This is a genomic window from Dellaglioa sp. CoH-56-MRSF-11 (assembly GCF_056782135.1).
This window is the reverse complement of sequence record NZ_JBXAYE010000003.1, coordinates 239,510-257,505: the sequence shown is the minus strand read 5'-3', so window position 1 is coordinate 257,505 and position 17,996 is coordinate 239,510. Positions and strand designations below refer to the sequence as shown.

Annotated in this window: 16 protein-coding genes and 1 tRNA gene; 2 read left to right on the top strand and 15 right to left on the bottom strand. The window is 34.7% G+C overall.

Annotation, left to right across the window (positions count from 1 at the left end):
* The first annotated feature begins 227 nt into the window (after positions 1 to 227).
* Complete coding sequence (locus AC1RPT_RS04955; protein ID WP_409022227.1) at positions 228 to 1,859, top strand: ABC-F family ATP-binding cassette domain-containing protein; 1,632 nt, start codon at positions 228 to 230, stop codon at positions 1,857 to 1,859.
* Positions 1,860 to 1,908: 49 nt separating this feature from the next.
* Here the strand turns inward: AC1RPT_RS04955 and smpB are convergent, their stop codons facing one another.
* The 11 genes from smpB to rpoN form a co-directional block, all read right to left on the bottom strand.
* Positions 1,909 to 2,376 (bottom strand): SsrA-binding protein SmpB, encoded by a 468-nt coding sequence (smpB, locus tag AC1RPT_RS04950; RefSeq protein ID WP_481761441.1) that lies wholly within the window; start codon positions 2,374 to 2,376, stop codon positions 1,909 to 1,911.
* A 17-nt stretch (positions 2,377 to 2,393) separates the two neighbouring features.
* Positions 2,394 to 4,745, bottom strand: coding sequence for a ribonuclease R (rnr, locus tag AC1RPT_RS04945; RefSeq protein ID WP_481761442.1), 2,352 nt, complete (start codon positions 4,743 to 4,745; stop codon positions 2,394 to 2,396).
* A 118-nt stretch (positions 4,746 to 4,863) separates the two neighbouring features.
* Positions 4,864 to 5,109: a preprotein translocase subunit SecG gene (gene secG, locus AC1RPT_RS04940; protein ID WP_409022224.1), complete on the bottom strand. Its 246-nt coding sequence runs from the start codon at positions 5,107 to 5,109 to the stop codon at positions 4,864 to 4,866.
* Between the two features lie 87 nt (positions 5,110 to 5,196).
* Positions 5,197 to 6,744, bottom strand: a complete 1,548-nt coding sequence (locus AC1RPT_RS04935; protein ID WP_481761443.1) for a ClC family H(+)/Cl(-) exchange transporter — start codon at positions 6,742 to 6,744, stop codon at positions 5,197 to 5,199.
* 134 nt (positions 6,745 to 6,878) lie between these two features.
* Complete coding sequence (locus tag AC1RPT_RS04930) at positions 6,879 to 7,199, bottom strand: bacteriocin immunity family protein (RefSeq protein ID WP_481761444.1); 321 nt, start codon at positions 7,197 to 7,199, stop codon at positions 6,879 to 6,881.
* Positions 7,200 to 7,360: 161 nt separating this feature from the next.
* A complete protein-coding gene (eno, locus tag AC1RPT_RS04925; RefSeq protein WP_481761445.1) occupies positions 7,361 to 8,689 on the bottom strand; it encodes a phosphopyruvate hydratase in 1,329 nt (442 codons plus the stop codon).
* A 113-nt stretch (positions 8,690 to 8,802) separates the two neighbouring features.
* Positions 8,803 to 9,558, bottom strand: coding sequence for a triose-phosphate isomerase (tpiA, locus tag AC1RPT_RS04920; protein WP_481761446.1), 756 nt, complete (start codon positions 9,556 to 9,558; stop codon positions 8,803 to 8,805).
* Positions 9,559 to 9,612: 54 nt separating this feature from the next.
* A complete protein-coding gene (locus AC1RPT_RS04915) occupies positions 9,613 to 10,803 on the bottom strand; it encodes a phosphoglycerate kinase (RefSeq protein ID WP_409022217.1) in 1,191 nt (396 codons plus the stop codon).
* A gap of 105 nt (positions 10,804 to 10,908) precedes the next feature.
* Positions 10,909 to 11,928 carry a type I glyceraldehyde-3-phosphate dehydrogenase gene (gene gap / locus AC1RPT_RS04910; RefSeq protein WP_409022216.1) on the bottom strand — a complete coding sequence of 340 codons (1,020 nt, stop codon included), beginning with the start codon at positions 11,926 to 11,928 and terminating at the stop codon, positions 10,909 to 10,911.
* A 60-nt stretch (positions 11,929 to 11,988) separates the two neighbouring features.
* The gene (locus tag AC1RPT_RS04905; protein ID WP_481761447.1) at positions 11,989 to 13,017 is read right to left on the bottom strand and encodes a sugar-binding transcriptional regulator; all 1,029 of its coding nucleotides are present in this window, start codon (positions 13,015 to 13,017) and stop codon (positions 11,989 to 11,991) included.
* 229 nt (positions 13,018 to 13,246) lie between these two features.
* Positions 13,247 to 14,584, bottom strand: coding sequence for an RNA polymerase factor sigma-54 (gene rpoN / locus AC1RPT_RS04900; RefSeq protein WP_481761448.1), 1,338 nt, complete (start codon positions 14,582 to 14,584; stop codon positions 13,247 to 13,249).
* A 67-nt stretch (positions 14,585 to 14,651) separates the two neighbouring features.
* On the opposite strand from rpoN, the gene AC1RPT_RS04895 reads away from it, so the two are divergent.
* A tRNA-Arg gene (locus tag AC1RPT_RS04895) sits at positions 14,652 to 14,723 on the top strand.
* Positions 14,724 to 15,016: 293 nt separating this feature from the next.
* Here the strand turns inward: AC1RPT_RS04895 and AC1RPT_RS04890 are convergent.
* The 4 genes from AC1RPT_RS04890 to AC1RPT_RS04875 all read right to left on the bottom strand — a co-directional run bounded on the left by AC1RPT_RS04890 (position 15,017) and on the right by AC1RPT_RS04875 (position 17,976).
* Positions 15,017 to 15,355, bottom strand: coding sequence for a hypothetical protein (locus AC1RPT_RS04890; RefSeq protein ID WP_481761449.1), 339 nt, complete (start codon positions 15,353 to 15,355; stop codon positions 15,017 to 15,019).
* Positions 15,356 to 15,870: 515 nt separating this feature from the next.
* Positions 15,871 to 16,176 (bottom strand): hypothetical protein, encoded by a 306-nt coding sequence (locus tag AC1RPT_RS04885; protein ID WP_481761450.1) that lies wholly within the window; start codon positions 16,174 to 16,176, stop codon positions 15,871 to 15,873.
* A 314-nt stretch (positions 16,177 to 16,490) separates the two neighbouring features.
* Positions 16,491 to 16,862, bottom strand: a complete 372-nt coding sequence (locus AC1RPT_RS04880; protein ID WP_481761451.1) for an LPXTG cell wall anchor domain-containing protein — start codon at positions 16,860 to 16,862, stop codon at positions 16,491 to 16,493.
* Between the two features lie 22 nt (positions 16,863 to 16,884).
* Positions 16,885 to 17,976, bottom strand: a complete 1,092-nt coding sequence (locus AC1RPT_RS04875) for a WxLIP family cell surface protein (RefSeq protein WP_481761452.1) — start codon at positions 17,974 to 17,976, stop codon at positions 16,885 to 16,887.
* Between the last annotated feature and the right edge of the window lie 20 nt (positions 17,977 to 17,996).

Here is a 17,996-nt window from a genome sequence, read left to right as displayed (position 1 = left end):
CTTTTTGTAAATAACTTTATTACCCATTTCTAGAGTATATCGAACCGACAAGTCAGACATGTGTCAGGCATATTACAAAACATCACTCATATTACAACTCTATGACTAACGTACCCTCATTTTCAGAAATAATCATTTTATTTGAGTTCATTTTCAAAACCGTTTCATTTTGAGCCTGAAATATGCTATGATATGTAGATTATACAAACGAATAGTGAGGGTATTAAATGATAACTGTAAGTAATGTAAGTTTAAGTTTTTCAGACCGTAAGTTATACGATGACGTTAATTTAAAATTCACGCCTGGTAATTGTTACGGACTAATCGGTGCTAATGGCGCTGGTAAATCAACATTTTTAAAGATTTTATCTGGTGAAATAACACCAAGTACAGGTAAAATTTCATTAGATCCAAATGAACGTATGACAATGCTACAACAAAATCATTATGGCTTCGAAGAATATACTGTTCTTGAAACAGTCATTATGGGTTACAAAGAACTCTATGCTGTTATGGAAGCAAAAGATGCTATTTATGCAAAAGCTGATTTTTCTGATGAAGATGGTATCAAAGTTGCTGAACTAGAATCTGACTTTGCTGAAATGAATGGTTGGGAAGCTGAATCAGAAGCTTCAACTCTTTTACAAGGCTTAGGCTTCGCTGAAGATATGCAAAATAAAAAGATGAGCGAACTAACAGAAAGTCAAAAAGTTAAGATTTTGCTTGCACAAGCACTTTTTGGTAATCCTGATGTTCTCTTACTTGATGAACCTACTAATGGGTTAGACATCAAATCAATTAACTGGTTAGAAGATTTCTTAATTAACTTCTCAAATACCGTTATTGTTGTTTCTCATGATAGACATTTCTTAAATAATGTCTGCACCCACATGTGTGATGTTGATTTTGGTAAAATCAAATTATTCGTTGGTAATTACGACTTCTGGATGGAATCAAGTGCCTTAGCTTCAAAACTTGCAAATGATTCTAACGATAAAAAAGAAGCTAAAATCAAAGAATTACAAGATTTCGTTGCACGATTCAGTGCTAACGCTTCTAAATCTAAACAAGCAACTTCTCGTAAGAAAATGCTTGAAAAAATCACACTTGATGATATTCAACCTTCATCACGTCGCTACCCATTCATTAACTTTGAAATCGACCGTGAAATTGGTAATGATTTATTATCAGTTAGTGGCGTTTCAAAAACAATTGATGGCGTAAAAGTTTTAGATAATATCTCATTTAGTTTAGGCAAAGATGATAAAACAGCCTTTACAAGTGAAACTGATATTGCTGTTACAACATTAATTAGAATTCTTTCTGGTGAATTAGAACCAGATACAGGTACAGTTCAATGGGGTGTAACAACATCACAAGCTTACCTTGCTAAAGATAATAACGACCAATTCGCTGATGAACATTTAACAATTATCGATTGGTTACGTCAATTTGCTTCTAAAGCAGAAAGTGATAACACTTTCTTGCGTGGATTCTTAGGTCGTATGTTATTTTCTGGTGAAGAAGTCGATAAAGAAGTTGGCGTCTTATCCGGTGGAGAAAAAGTTCGTTGTATGTTATCAAAAATGATGTTAACAAGAAACAACGTTCTTTTACTTGATGATCCTACTAACCATTTAGATTTGGAATCAATTACTTCATTGAATGAAGGTCTTTCAAATTATAAGAGTGCTCTATTATTCGGCTCTCATGATCGTGAGTTCATTCAAACAATCGCTAACCGTATCATCGAAGTAACACCAAACGGTCTTGTTGATCGAGCAGATACTACTTATGATGAATTCTTAGAAAATAAAGATGTTCAAGATCAAATTGCTGGTCTTTACAAACAAGCTTAATAACTAAAAAGGAAGCAACCAATTTCAAAATTGGTTGCTTCCTTTTTTATTAGTAATTTTTAAGTACGCGTTGAATTTGGCGTTCCTGATCTCGACGTTTAATTGTTTCACGTTTATCGTAATCATTCTTCCCTTTTGCAACACCGATTAGTACTTTTGCAAAGCCGTTTTTAATGTACACTTTCAAAGGGACAATTGTAACACCCTTATTTTTAGTTGCTTCATCAAATTGAGCTATTTGTTTTCTATGCAATAATAATTTACGATTTCGAAGTGGATCATGATTGAATTGATTTCCTTGATCATACGTTGAAATATGAACATTCATCAGCCAAGCTTCACCATTTCTAATTTGCGCAAATCCATCTTTTAGATTAATACGACTATTTCGAACGGATTTAATCTCAGTACCTGTTAAAACGACACCAGCCTCAACCGTATCTTCAATGTTATAACTGTGTCTTGCTTTTTTATTCTGGGCTAAGGGTTTATCAAAAGATGACTTTTCTTTTCGCAATCTTAATCCCCCCGATATTATTTTTGACGTGTATTATTTTTTCTTGGTGCTGTGTTTTTATTAGCTGATTTGTAGAATGGTTTCTTTCCATTACTATTTCCAGCAGCTGGTTTACCATTACGGTTATAAGGTTTCTTGTCTCCTGGACGACCATTACCTGGACGTTTGAAGTTTCCACCTTTACCTCGTAAATCAGAAGTTGGTGTGTTTTGTGGATTAACAATTTCAAAATCAATCGCACTTTGCTCAATATCAACTTTAGCAACTTTTACTTCGATTGGTTGACCAATTCTGAAAGTTCTCTTGGTTCTCTTACCTACTAATGCCATATGCATATCTAAATATTCATAATAGTCATCCTTCATATTACTAATATGAACAAGACCTTCAACAGTATTTGGTAATGAAACGAAGACACCAAACTTCATAACTGAGCTAACAACACCTTCAAAGGTTTCACCAACATGATCAGCCATGTATTCAGCTTTTTTCATTGCGTCAGTATCACGTTCGGCATCAATTGCGCGACGTTCCATTTGTGATGTATGTGTTGTAAGTTCAGGTAATTGTTCAGCATATTTTTCTTTTTGAGTGTCCCCAATACCATTTTCTTCGTAGAAACGAATTAAACGATGAACCATCAAATCAGGGTAACGTCTAATTGGTGACGTAAAATGCGTATAATCAGTAGCAGCTAAACCAAAGTGACCTAATGATTCATCAGTATATTTAGCTTGTTGCATACTTCTAAGTAACATAACAGAAACCATTGATTCTTCAGGTTTACCAGCTACTTCTTTTAAAACACCTTGTAACATTTTAGGTGTTACATTCTTACTATCACCTTTAACAACGATACCAAAACTGGTTAAAGTTTCGAAGAAACGCATTACTTTTTCATTCTTAGGTGTTTCATGCACACGGTAAACAAAAGGTACTTTTAATTTATCGTAATGAGCTGCAACAGTTTCATTTGCAGCTAACATAAATGATTCAACTAAACGTTCACTTGTTCCACGAGTTCTAATTTGAATATCAATTGGGTGACCCGCTTCATCAACGATAATCTTAGATTCATTATCATCAAAACTAATTGCACCACGTTTTTTACGCATTTTTTCAAGAATTTTGTGTAATTCGCCCATTGTTTCAAACATTGGGACCAATTCTTCATATTTAGCTTTCGTCTTTGCATCATCTGATTCAAGAATCTTGTTAATGGCTTTGTAAGTCATACGTTCTGTCGTTTTAATCACACTTTGGAAGATTTTGTGGTTAACAACATAACCTTCTGGTGTAATTTCCATTTCACAACTCATAGCAAGGCGTTCAACTTTTGGATTCAATGAACAAATACCATTTGATAATTTGTGAGGCAACATTGGAATAACACGGTCAGTTAAATAAACACTCGTTCCACGTTCGTATGCTTCACGATCAAGTGGTGTGCCTGGTTGGACATAATGCGAAACATCAGCAATATGCACACCTAAATGGTAGTTCCCGTTATCAAGTTTCCAGGCAGTAACAGCATCATCTAAATCCTTAGAATCAATACTATCAATTGTTACCAATGTTTGGTCCGTTAAATCAACACGGCCAATTTTTTCTTCTGGTAGCACAACTTCTGGAGTTGCTTCAGCTTGAGCCATAACATCTTCAGGAAATTCACTAGGAATATCATGTTGATAAACAACTTGTAAAATATCCATACCTGGATCGTCTTTGTTACCCACAACTTCTTTAACCAATGTTTCAATAACTAATGGTTTTTCACTTGTTGGGTAAGCAGTAATATCAGCTGTAATAACTTCTCCGGCAACTGGATGTAAACCAACCCCTGTTACCAATAAGTTATAACGTTGTAATTTCTTGTTTTTAACAACTAAATGGCCAATTATTCCTGAATTTTCAAGGTCAGATGGTTCAACTTCAAATTCACCAACAATTGATGTTACATTATGTTCAACAATTTTATTAACTTTACCTTCAGGACCACGGTCATCCCCAGGTTTAGCAGCACTTGTAATCTCAATCTCAACACTATCACCATTTAAGGCAGACATTGTTTGTGTTGGATTAACGAAAACATCAGGTTGTTCTGGATCAATCGTAACGAATCCAAATCCACGATCATTTGCATGAAAAATACCCACTAATTGTGGTGTTTGAAGTGCAATTTGAAATTTGCCTTCTGATGTAATTTTCACTTCACGTTTACGTTCCATTTCAGCAAGTGTTTTAACAAGTTCTTTGAACGCATCCTGGCCTTCTAATTTAAGGGCAGCTGTTAATTCTTCAACACTGAAAGATTCATTTTCTTTAATTTTTAGTTCTTTTAATATAAGTTCTTGCATCTTTTTATCCATGTATACCTCGTTTTCATATTCGTATTTGCGTTACATTTATTTATTATTAATTTTATTTTATTTCTAAATAAAAGCCTCCTGCTGCAACAATTGTTTGCACAGGAGGCTTTCTTTATTATTATTTTGAGGCCAAATAGACAAGTCCTAGAGCTAGACAGAAAAATAAAACGCCCAAGACAAAGGTTACTTTTTGCATAAATGCTTCGAATCCACGTGGTTTTTGTTTGCTAAATAAATCGTCAGCACCACCACCGCCACCAGATAAAGCACCTGAAGCGTTATTTGTTTTTGCAGGTTGCATCATAACAGCGATAATCATTAAGACTGAAACGATGATAATTAAAATTGTTAGTATGTTAGTCAAATCATTTACCTCCTTAACCCAATTACGTAATCTATATCTATACTAATTTAGCACAGTTTGCATTAATTTTCCACCGTTATTATTTTATTAAAGTGATTCAAATCCGGATAATGTATCCATTTCTGTCTTAAGTTTAGGTCGATTTTGGTGCTCAGTCAAAAGAACTAATGTATCTCCTGCTTTTAAAACCGTCACACCATGTGGAATTAATTGCTTTTCACCACGTCTAACCGTGATTAATAAGCTATTTTCAGGCCAAACTACTTCTGAAACTTTTTTATTTTCTAAATTTGATCCAGCAAAAATAGGCGTCTCAAGTCGGTCCTTTTTACCGCCCAAATCAATTTCATTTTGACCAATTAATTTTTTAAGTAAAGAATCGTAGATAGGTGCGCCGCCTAAAATATCAATAACTAAAAATGAAACTAATGAAATAATGGCTAGTGGCATTAAGTGATGTAAACTACCCACCATTTCCGTAACTAATAAAATAGCTGTAAAAGGTGCTTTACCAATTCCAGCAAAGTACCCGGCCATTCCAAAAATAATAAAATCAGTTATATATTTAGCTGGTAACAACCCTAACATTATCATAACAGTTGCATACCCAGCGCCAATAATAGCGCCTAATGTTAGAATAGGCAGAAAAATACCACCTGGTAATCCAGAACCATAGGATATCATTGAAAAGATAAATCTTAAAAGAAAGAGTCCCAATAAAACGGTCAATGATTTACTTTGAACTAGACTTAAAATAATCTCATTACCGCCACCTAAAGTTTGTGGTAAGTATAATCCAATCGGAATAACTAAAATAAAAGGGACAATTGAGCGATAAAAAATCGGAATTTTATGTAGAATATTATATAAATCAGTCGATTTAAGTAATACGTTTTGATACAGATAGCCTAGGAGGCCCAAAATAAGCCCTAAAGCAATCAAATGCCAGTATTGTAACAATGATAAGGTCTGAATATCCATCATTTGTAGCGCCGGTTTTAGACCGAAAAAATGCAATGAAATATAATTGGCTGAAATTGAACTAGCTAATGCTGTTGTCCAAATCAACGGTGAAAAATTATGATACACTTCCTCTAATATAAAAAGCGTACTCGCAATTGGTGCATTAAAAGCTGCGGATAGACCTGCAGCGCCACCACCTGCAATCAGAATGCGGCGTTCCGATTCAGTATGTTTAGTCATCTCTGCGAATCCTTGTCCGACTGCTGCACCTAGTTGAATAGATGGGCCTTCACGGCCGAGGAATAGCCCTGATCCAATGCCTAAAACACCACCGATAAATTTTCGCCATAAAACTGACCACCAACGCATTTCAAGATTACCAGCAAGCTGGCCCTCTACTTGCGGAATACCGGATCCCATAATATTTGGCTCTTGCTTCATTAGTGTTCCAATACCTAGTACCATAGCTAGACTCAAAAGAATCATTGGAAACAGTAACCACATATTCTGATTAATTGCCTGGTAAAAATAGATAAAGACTTTAAGCACATAAATAATAGCTAACCTAAATAGACTTACAACGATACCTGTAACGAGCCCAATTAATAGCCCTCTTAAAATAAATATGAGATTAGTTAAATTCAATCGCTCTTTGATACCTTGTTTTGTCATAAAACCATACACACCTCTTCATTCTATTAGTATATGCTAAAATCCAATTATTTGCTGAACTCATTAGTAACAAAAAAAGAATTATTCAACTATTGAATAACTCTTCTTAAAAACTAGCATAATCTAATGATCACTTAAGGATGATAAATCATACTCATAGCTATAAGTCCCCAGCCTAAATTTTTTTTAAATAAACCGGTTGTCGAAATTTCCATATAAAATCGACCAACGTCAGCACTTAACTTTATTTTATTTTTTAAATTACTTACAGCCAATAAGCGCAACGACTCCGCTAAATCAGCGACTGCCTTCTCGAAGTACTGCCCACGCTCAACTTTATTTTTAAAATCAACTAATAAGAGACGTTCCTCATTTGTCGTTTCTTCGTTTAAAATAAGATCATAAACTTTTGATGTTAGATCATCTTGTATTGTAATACGCTCTGATTTTTTCATACACGCTCACATTCCTAACTATAATTTCCAACATCTAAATTATACAACAATAAGTTTTACCTTTCAATATAGTGCGTCCTATTATAATACAAAAAAGGTCCCACCTAAAATCAAATTAGGTAGGACCTTCTTTCAATCAGAAACGCTTAATTCATAAAGAATTATTTGTTAACGATTGTATCGCGAGCATCTGAACTCAAGTTGTAGAATGAGTGGATACCTTTGTATTCTGATGTTTCTTCTAAGTTATCTTCAATTCTCATTAATTGGTTGTACTTAGCGATACGATCAACACGGCTCAATGAACCAGTCTTGATTTGGCCAGCATTAGTTGCAACAACTAAGTCAGCGATAGTTGTATCTTCAGTTTCACCTGAACGATGAGAAACGATAGCTGTATAACCAGCTTCTTTAGCCATTTCGATAGCTTCCATTGTTTCTGTAAGTGTACCGATTTGGTTAACTTTGATAAGGATTGAGTTTGAAACGCCCATTTCGATACCTTTTTTAAGGTAGTCAGTGTTTGTAACAAATAAATCATCCCCAACTAATTGAACTTTGTTGCCCAATTTAGCTGTCATCATCTTCCAGCCTTCCCAATCGTTTTCATCCAAGCCATCTTCAATTGAGATAACTGGGTATTTGTCAACGATTGCTTCAAGGAATTCAACCATTTCTTCAGAAGTATAATCTTGGCCATTTTCGCCTTCATATTGTAATCTATATTTGCCAGTTTCAGCATTGTAGAATTCTGATGAAGCAGCATCAAATGCGATAGCAATATCTTTACCAGGTTTGTAACCGGCACGTTCGATTGCTTCGATTAAGATTTCAAATGGTTCTTCATTGTTCTTAAGATCAGGAGCGAAACCACCTTCATCACCAACAGCAGTAGAGTAGCCTTTTTCAGCTAAAATCTTTTGTAAGTTATGGAATGTTTCTGAACCCATACGTACAGCTTCTTTGATAGAAGGTGCGCCAACAGGCATGATCATGAATTCTTGGAAATCAACACTGTTGTTAGCATGTGATCCACCATTGATAACGTTCATCATAGGAGTTGGAAGGACATGTGCGTTAAATCCGCCTAAGTAACTGTATAAAGGAACTTCTAATTCATCAGCAGCAGCACGAGCAGCAGCAATTGAAACACCTAAAATAGCGTTAGCGCCCAATTTACCTTTGTTTGGTGTACCATCTAATGCGATCATAGCTTTATCAATACCAACTTGATCAGTAACATCATATCCAACAATTTCTTTAACGATAATGTTGTTTACGTTGTCAACAGCTTTAGTAACGCCTAAGCCCATGTAACGAGATTTGTCGCCATCACGTAATTCAACGGCTTCATGTTCACCAGTTGAAGCACCTGAAGGAACAATTCCGCGGCCCATTGCGCCGTCTTCTGTGTAAACTTCAACTTCAACAGTTGGGTTACCGCGTGAATCTAGAACTTCGCGTGCATAAATATCTGTAATCATTGACATAAATTTGTACTCTCCTTTAAAAACGTTTTTTGGCGGGGATACAATAACACCCTTACCATTATTTTAATAGTTTATTGATTCATTTTCAATCTTTTTAACAGCTAAAATACGAATTATGCTTTGAAGTTAACAAGGTCTAAGTATGAAGCAGTTTCCATACTTGCGCCACCAACTAAACCACCATCAATATCGTCTTTACCCATTAATTCTACGACGTTACCAGGTTTAACTGAACCACCGTATTGGATACGAACTTTATCAGCAACTGTTTGGTCATACAAATCAGCAACTGTTTTACGAATTACTGCACAGATTTCTTGTGCTTGGTCAGAAGTAGCTGTTTCACCAGTACCGATAGCCCAGATTGGTTCGTATGCAATAACTGCAAGATTAACTTGTTCAACAGATAAGCCTCTTAATGCAGCAGAAACTTGTCCAGCAACCCATGATTCTGCTTCGCCGGCTTGACGTTGTTCTAACGTTTCACCACAGCAGATAATAGGAACCATACCATTATTGAAAACAGCATGTGCTTTTTTGTTAATATCGTCATCATTTTCGCCGAAGTATTCGCGACGTTCTGAATGACCAATAACAACATAGTCAACACCCATTTCAGAAAGAACTTTTGGTGAAGTTTCACCAGTAAAAGCACCTTCATCTTCAAAGTATGCATTTTCAGCAGCAACTTTTAAGTCAGTACCTTTAGCAGCATCAAGTAATGTTTGTAAATCTACTGCAGGAGCAGCAATAACAGATTCAACATCGTCAAACTTTGGTAATTTACCTTTAAGACCTGCTACGAATTCAGCAGTTTCTTTAGGGCCTTTGTTCATTTTCCAGTTACCAGCAATAATTGGTTTACGCAAAATAATAACTTCCTTTCGTTAATAGACGGTTTCTTACGACAATTTAATTAAAAATTATTTTGTTGTAATAGCAGCAATACCTGGTAAAGTTTTACCTTCAAGGTATTCAAGTGAAGCGCCACCACCAGTAGAAATATGAGTTAATTGATCAGCAACACCTAATTGTTGAACAGCAGCAGTTGAATCACCACCACCAACGATTGTTGTAGCTTCTGATAAAGTACCCAAGAATTTACCGATTTCAAGTGTTCCGTTAGCATAGTTGCTCATTTCGAATACACCCATTGGTCCGTTCCATACAACTGTTTTAGCATCTTTTAAAACATCTTTAAATTCTGCAACAGATTTAGGTCCGATATCCAATGCCATGTAACCGTCAGGAATGTCACCATCAACAGTTTTGTGTTCAACATCGTTATCAAATTTTTCAGCAACGATTGAATCAACTGGTAATACTAATTTGTCGCCAGCTTCTTCAATGATTTGTTTAGCTAAATCAATTTTGTCTGTTTCAACTAATGATGAACCAATCTTCATACCTTTAGCAGCGTAGAAAGTATAAGTCATACCACCACCAACGATAACTTTGTCAGCTTTTTTAAGTAAATGAGAAATAACACCAATCTTATCTGAAACTTTTGCGCCACCTAAGATAGCAACAAATGGACGTTTTGGTTCGTCAACAGCTTCACCTAAGAATTTGATTTCTTTTTCCATTAAGAATCCAGCAGCAGCTTGTTCCATGTTGCTTGAGATTCCAACGTTAGAAGCATGTGCACGATGAGCTGTACCGAAAGCATCATTGACAAACAAGTCGCCAAGTGAAGCCCAGTATTTACCTAATTCAGGATCGTTTTTGCTTTCTTTTTTACCATCTAAATCTTCAAAACGTGTGTTTTCCATTACTAAAACATCGCCGTCTTTCATTGCTGCAATTGCGTCTTCTAATTGAGGACCACGTGTAGCAGGAACAAAAGTAACAGGTTTGTTTAATAAGTTAGATAAACGTTCTGCAACTGGACGTAATGATAATTCTTTTTTGTCTTCTTCAGTCTTAATACGACCAAGATGAGAAAGAAGAATGGCTTTACCACCATTTTCAGTTACATATTTGATAGTTGGTAATGCAGCAACGATACGGTTATCATTACCAATCACACCGTTTTTAATAGGAACATTAAAATCGACACGAATTAAAACTTTTTTGTCATTTACATCTAAATCTGAAACGATTAATTTAGCCATTATAATAGCCTCCTGTGTAATTTTGATTAAATAAAAAGGCAGAGGGAGTATTGCGTCCCTCCGCCTAAGCATAGTTATATGCGGTTTTAAAAAAGTTTAACTAGATTATGCTTCTAAGCTAGCAAATTTTTCTAATGTACGAATCATTTGTGCTGTAAAGCCAGATTCGTTATCGTACCAAGCAACAGTTTTAACCAATTGGTTAGCGCCAGTACCAGTTACTTCAGTTTGTGTTGGGTCAAAGATTGAACCAAAACTTGTACCAATGATATCTGATGAAACGATTTCGTCAGCATTGTAACCAAATGATTCGTTGTTTTCAGTTCTTGCTTTAATAGCAGCATTTACTTCATCAACTGTAAGATCTTTTGATTTCAAGATTGTAACCAATTCTGTCAATGAACCAGTAATAACTGGGACACGTTGTGCATGGCCATTCAATTTACCAACAAGATCAGGGATTACCATACCGATAGCTTTAGCAGCACCAGTAGAATGAGGAATTGTGTTACCTGCAGCAGCGCGTGCAGCACGTAAGTTTCCACCACGGTCAGGACCATCTTGTAATTTTTGTGTAGCTGTGTAAGCATGAACTGTTGTCATTGTACCAACTTCGATACCGAAAGCATCGTTAACAGCGCCAGCAAGTGGTGCTAAACAGTTAGTAGTACATGAACCAGCAGAAGCAATCTTAGTATCTGAAGTTAAAATGTCATCATTTACACCGTAAACGATTGTAGGCATTTTACCAGCAGGAGCTGAGATTAATACACGTTTTGCGCCAGCTTTAATATGAGCTGAAGCTTTTTCTTCTGATGCGTAAAAACCAGTTGATTCTAATACGATATCAACATTATTGTTTTTAACCCAAGGAATATTTGATGCATCTGCTTCTGCATATACAGGAATTTCCTTACCATTAACAACAATACCATTATCTGTTGCGCTAACTTCTGCGTCGAAGTTACCATGGGCTGTATCATATTTTAATAAATGAGCCAACATTGATGGAGAAGTTAAATCGTTGATTGCTACAACTTCGATGTTATCTGAAACTTCAGCAATACGACGGAAAGCTAAACGACCAATACGGCCAAAACCGTTAATACCAACTTTTACTGACATACTTAAATTTCCTCCTTTAGGAAATGAAGATTTATTTATTTTAAAAAGCGTGTTTGCACACTACTTTTTTAAAATCGAGTTTGCGGCACCCTCATCCGTGATTAACCACGTCTGTTTAGGTGCAAGTTTCATGTATGCCACAATTGCTTCGGCCTTAGAATGGCCACCTGCAACTGCGAAAATACATTTTATGTGCGTGAGATCCTCTATTTGTAAACCGATACGAGGAATCCTATAAACGACCTTGCCTTGAGCATCAAAGAAATATCCGAATGCCTCACCTACAGCTTTGTCCTCTTTCAACATGTCTATTATACCACTAGACATGTCACGACGCTTAGCCATATGCATTGCTTCTCCAATACTGTGAATTACAGCATTGCTTTCCTTGATTAAGTTCAAAACTTCTTGAATGCTCGGTTCTTCAAGAAGAGGCTCGTACGTTTTCTCACTTAGTTGTTCAGGTACATACAAGGCTCTATGTTTGCCGCCTGTGTGTAATGCCATCTTACCACTAATCGAGTTGGCTTGTATATCTACTGATTCACCAACACCACCTCTGGCTGGTAAAAAAGTTAAATCGCGCTTAATTGAAAGACGTGTTGTCAACTGATCAGCTACTTGAGCCATCGTTGTGCCACCCATTACCGCAATTAAATTTTTACCTTCTGGCAATAAGAGTGCTAACTTAGCAGCTAGACTCTTACCCATTGACTCTAAAACTTTAGGTTGTTCATCGGAATCGCCTGATACAATCAAACAATGTTCAATGCCTAAAATTCGACTCAACTCTTGTTCATCCTGTCGAACACCAACTAAATTATCCATCACTTTTTCAAGGCCATGTAGTACTGATATACCTCTATCCGTTAGCGTCATTCCTGACTTACCAACGACGATAAGTTCTTGCTTACGCAGAAAATCTGTTTCGGTTCTCATAACGCGTTCGCTTAGATTTAAAGTTGCTGCCAACATTCTGCGACCAACAGGCATCATCCATTCAATCTGTCTTAAAACAAAATATCTTTGTTTTAAAACTTTAATCATGTCTGGTGCAATTGCTTCGATCCACTCTAATTCATGATGCATACTGCACCTGCTCTCTTATGGGGCATTATTTGTCCCACAGTGTCGCATTATGACCCATTAATTCTAAAAAAACAAAGCACGATAACATTCTGCATTAATCAAAGTGTCTTCATACCTTTATTACAAGACAAATTATATCAGGTTGTTTCATACTTTGCAAGCACTTCAAACGACTATCTGCCATGTCAGCAATTGACGTTTGATATATGAGATAAGGTCATAATTGTTCCTAATCCTTGTAGCGTTTTCTTGCTGATGACGATGGAATGTTCAGGTTTTCACGATATTTTGCAACTGTTCGTCTCGAAATATCGATGTTTTGTTTCATTAATTGTAAAACTATTTTTTGATCAGAGAAAGGTTTCGTTTTATCTTCAGATTCAATCAAAGTCTGCATAGTTGTCATAATCGTTTTTGAAGATAGCTCTTCAGCATTCTTTTTGTTCTTATTTGCGATTTGTCCAAAGAATGATTTTATTTCATAAACACCAGATTCTGTTTCAATGTACTTATCATTAACGGTTCGACTAATTGTTGATTCGTGAACACCTAAAGCGGCTGCAACTTCCCGTAAAAGTAATGGCTTAATTGGTTTGGTTTTATCAGTGAAGAAGTCAGCCTGATATTTCAAAATATATTGTCCTACTTTTAAAATGGTATCGCCTCGTTGTTTCAAGCCATGAACTAGCCATTCATATTCCCGTTTCTTTTCAGTTAAATATTTGATTACTTCAGGATCTTGGTCTTTTGACATATCATCAAAATATTTTTGTTGAAAAACAACTTCAGGCTGTGCACCGCGAACTTTGAATAATGTTAATTCATTATTACTTTTTTTCAAAACTAAATCTGGATAGATTTTACCAATTCTAGTTGTCCCAAATCCTGCACCTGGATTAGGTGATAATGTGCGAACAAAATCTGATATTTCTTGAATTTCTGAAAGATTAACACGATATTTTTTTGCTATGTCCGACCATTTACGATCGACAAAGTTATCAAAATCATCTTTTATGACTGTATATGCCAATTCAGGCGCTAAATCGTCAGAATCAATCTGTAACATTAAACTTTCTTGTAAATTACGTGCACCAACACCGGGCGGATCTAAGCGTTGAATCAAGGTTAACGCATCTAATAACATAATGGGTGGTATTCCTGATTCTTCTGCTAAATCATCCAAATTAGCATTAAAATAGCCCGTCTGTTCAATATAATCTACTAAGTAAAGAACAACCTTTCTAAGCGGTGTTTGACGCATCGTTAGATAAATTTGTTCCAATAAATAATCCAATAAAGATTGTGATTCATCATCACTGACTGAATTCATATAATCAGTATCACCATTTGTTGTTAGATTAACTTTATAACGAGACTCCCCTGCTTGGATTCTCTGATTGTCGTCAACAGCTTCAATCAAAGGGTTTTCCATCATTTTTTCAGTGACAAATTCTTGTAAATCTTCTATATTATATTGCAACATTTTAATTGATTGTTGGAGCTCTGGTGTCATTGCCAGTTTTTGAATTTGCGTTTGTTGTTGCTTAAATTTCTGTTCAATAGCCATTATTTCTCAACCTCCGCTTTCGTTACTTGTTTTTTTTACGTAATTCAGCTAAACTATTAACTATACTGCGCCGTTGGTGTAATGGATAGCACGTAAGATTCCGGTTCTTGAGCTGAGGGTTCGACTCCCTCATGGCGCATCGTTAAAATTAAAATATTTTCTTTTGAAAAACCTTATATGTTGATATAAGGTTTTTTGTTTTCGCTTACATTAATTATATATCATGTTTCTTAAGATAGCCATGGCGTTCTTACCACACTACAAAATATAATAAGCAACATAGTAGAAAAAAATTAGTTCAATCAATAATAAATTAAAATCGTTAATATAGTTGGATTGTAATCGTTACCATTACGTTTCATAAAAAATAAATCCTACCTCAATTAAGAGATAGGATTTTCTGTTTAGCTCTTTTTACCGTAATCACCCATTTTAATACGAAGTCATTTTTGGGAATTTAATCATAAAGAAGATAGAAATAATTGACCCAATGTAACAAGCCCAAACTAACGGGTCTGTATAAACCAAATTTGATAGAGTTACATTTAAAATCACATTAAAAATTGATAGTATTATAATACCACGATATTTACATAATTTATTCTGTAATAAAATCATAATTATCTCAATGTTCCCTACTAATAACATGAATACATCTTCACTATAGAATTTACCTGAAAGAGCATGAACAATCATTATAATTGCAAGAATCATTAATATTATATTTAAACTGATTGCTATTATTTTTGAATTGATTACTTTTCTAATCATTTAGTTTCTCCTGATTTATAGTATTTACATATAAAGAACAGTGAAATCAAAATAGCTACCAGGAAGGATTCTAATGTAGGAAGATAACAATCATTATTAATCTCAATGATCAACATAATTGCGTTTAATACAATATTAAACATTGAAAGGATTACTATTATTATTTTATCGAAATAATTAAATTGGACAATCAGCATAAAAAATTGTAAAAGAACGATTATACTTGATACTGAAAGGAATAGATCTATATGTTGACTTCCCATTCCGCCTAATGAAAATGCAGTATCAAGAAATAAACTAAAAGTTTCTATAATAAATATAATATTAAAAAATGAATGTAATACTTTGGAATTTTTTAAAAGTTTCAACATTTTTAGCTCCTTAATATGATGTTATTTTATGAATATAAATAGGGTTAAATGAACCCGCAGCATAATATGGCTATTCCTTTATTTTATATACCTCAACATATTTACCTTTTCCCGAATGTTGATGAAAAATTTGATTTTCCTACTCTAAAAGAAATTTCTAAAACTTAAATAAATTACTATAATAACATCTAGAAATACCCAATACATTAATAATAAGTATTTAAATTTAGGTACTAAGTACTTATTATGCCTTTTAATCATTACATCTAATAAATACGTAATAGTATATATAATACCCATTCCAAATAATAATAAAACACCTAAAACAAGTAACCCATCACCATTATTTAAGCCAATACCATTTCTATGGATATATCCATCTATGATAAATATAAAGGGTATTATTTGTATCCCGATAGTCGCTAATATTTCTATATATATTTTTCCCATACTATCCCCTTTTAATATTTTGTGAATATACTGTGGGATAAAACTACCCTTAAATGCTATTACTTTAATCTATTTTTTCATTAACAACATTTTTATGCTATCATAATTTCAACATTACTTCAAAGTGATTTAACCATAACGTTAATCTAATTTAATATTTAAGCAAAAACCCAACCTCTTAAATTAAGGGCTCTGTAATATATTTATCAACAACAGTTGTAATAGAACCTTTAATAAATATCGCAATAAAAAAAGAGTTTTTCCTCGTATTTTTACGAGGAAAAACTCTTTTTAGTTAAACTATTAAATTTTAATTATTTTGCATAATTTCTTTTAAACCAGCCAACTAATCCCATAGCTAGCAACAGAACAAGGCCCATCATTGATAGTCCTGATTCTTTCATTTCACTAGTCTGAGGTAAACTGGTTTGACCTTTTGCTGCATTTTTTAAGACAGGTGTTTTCCCATCCGGTGTTACCTGTGAAGTTGTTGGCGTCGTGGGGGACGTTGTTGTTGGTCTTGTTGTCGGTGTGGTTGGTTTCGTTTTCTCTGGCATTTTACCAACGAATTCGATTCCAACCTCACTAGTATAACTAGCCGCTTCTGCAGTATTACCGAATGCACCTAAACTAAAAGATAACCCCAAAAGACTAATTATTAAAACACTCATTAGTTTTTTTCTCATAACCATACCTCGTCTATTTTGACTACTTATCTTCTTTTTTATCAGTTTGTAATTCTTCTAGAATTTGTCGTTTTGCTTCTGCGACAGCTTCTTCTTTATCTTTTTTGTTACGACGACGAACTAAGAACCAGATGAGCAACAATAGAAGTAATAGCAAGAAGATTCCTGCAAGGATATACCACATTGTGTAATCTTTTTCTAAGTCAACCGCTTTTTCGTTCAATTTATCTGCCGTTGCGCCATCAATTGTGAAATATTCTGTCCATTTCCACTTATGTACCCCAGAAGTCGCCGTCATTTCTAAACGGTACTTACCAGGCTTAAAGGGTTGGTTATCCCAGAAAATGCCATAATTAAAGTTTGTATTTGGAGCCATTGTCATATTCGAAGTGGTTGAAGCATGTAGTGCTTTATCACCATTTCTTGAATAGACTTTTCCATCAACTTTCAGGTTACGGATTGGTGTTGTTGTTGGATCTTGTAAGTTTACCTTCAATGTATTACGGAAATTAACTGATCCGGGCTCAATCTTAAGTAATTTCATATCAGGCTTAACAACATCGTCAGTTTCAGTTAACGTTGTCCCAATAACAAAGGCATAACGGTTTTTAATTTGAACGTTACTCTTTGATTTTTTTTCACTATCTTTGTTAATTTTTTCATAGAAGTACAAGCCACCGTCAATTTCGCCATTGAATTTCTTAGCGGGCATTGTGATATGGAATGTATGCTCAATGCTTTTCTTAGCCGGTACTGTCACTTCTTTATCTGACTTAATGATTGAAGATAGAGGGTTTACCATTGTTTTATCAAGTTTTGGTTTCACGTGACTGTATTCAACCACTCCGTTATCATTTGTAATCGCTGTATTTGCTTCAGCCATTACAGTAACATCTTTGTTAGTCGAATTTTTTAATGTGACAGTAATGTCTTGCTTTTGGTTCGGTTTCATTTTTAAATTAAAATACGTTTGGCGCTTATCAATTTGGTTGTTTGGAATATTTGCAGTAACAGCAAAGTTCATTTCAGCAGCATTCGCTTTTTGAACTTGTCCACTAAATATAACTAATCCTGCCACAAACGCCATAATGATTCCAAAAAATTTTTTATTCAATGTAAAAATCCTCTTTCTTC

What these genes read in the sequence shown, in the direction of transcription:
- AC1RPT_RS04955 (WP_409022227.1), top strand. Translation starts at nt 228, where the DNA reads ATGATAACTGTAAGTAATGTAAGTTTAAGTTTTTCAGACCGTAAGTTA.
- rnr (WP_481761442.1), bottom strand. Translation starts at nt 4,745, where the DNA reads ATGGATAAAAAGATGCAAGAACTTATATTAAAAGAACTAAAAATTAAA.
- AC1RPT_RS04935 (WP_481761443.1), bottom strand. Translation starts at nt 6,744, where the DNA reads ATGACAAAACAAGGTATCAAAGAGCGATTGAATTTAACTAATCTCATA.
- AC1RPT_RS04930 (WP_481761444.1), bottom strand. Translation starts at nt 7,199, where the DNA reads ATGAAAAAATCAGAGCGTATTACAATACAAGATGATCTAACATCAAAA.
- eno (WP_481761445.1), bottom strand. Translation starts at nt 8,689, where the DNA reads ATGTCAATGATTACAGATATTTATGCACGCGAAGTTCTAGATTCACGC.
- AC1RPT_RS04915 (WP_409022217.1), bottom strand. Translation starts at nt 10,803, where the DNA reads ATGGCTAAATTAATCGTTTCAGATTTAGATGTAAATGACAAAAAAGTT.
- gap (WP_409022216.1), bottom strand. Translation starts at nt 11,928, where the DNA reads ATGTCAGTAAAAGTTGGTATTAACGGTTTTGGCCGTATTGGTCGTTTA.
- AC1RPT_RS04905 (WP_481761447.1), bottom strand. Translation starts at nt 13,017, where the DNA reads ATGCATCATGAATTAGAGTGGATCGAAGCAATTGCACCAGACATGATT.
- rpoN (WP_481761448.1), bottom strand. Translation starts at nt 14,584, where the DNA reads ATGGCTATTGAACAGAAATTTAAGCAACAACAAACGCAAATTCAAAAA.
- AC1RPT_RS04890 (WP_481761449.1), bottom strand. Translation starts at nt 15,355, where the DNA reads ATGATTAGAAAAGTAATCAATTCAAAAATAATAGCAATCAGTTTAAAT.
- AC1RPT_RS04885 (WP_481761450.1), bottom strand. Translation starts at nt 16,176, where the DNA reads ATGGGAAAAATATATATAGAAATATTAGCGACTATCGGGATACAAATA.
- AC1RPT_RS04880 (WP_481761451.1), bottom strand. Translation starts at nt 16,862, where the DNA reads ATGAGAAAAAAACTAATGAGTGTTTTAATAATTAGTCTTTTGGGGTTA.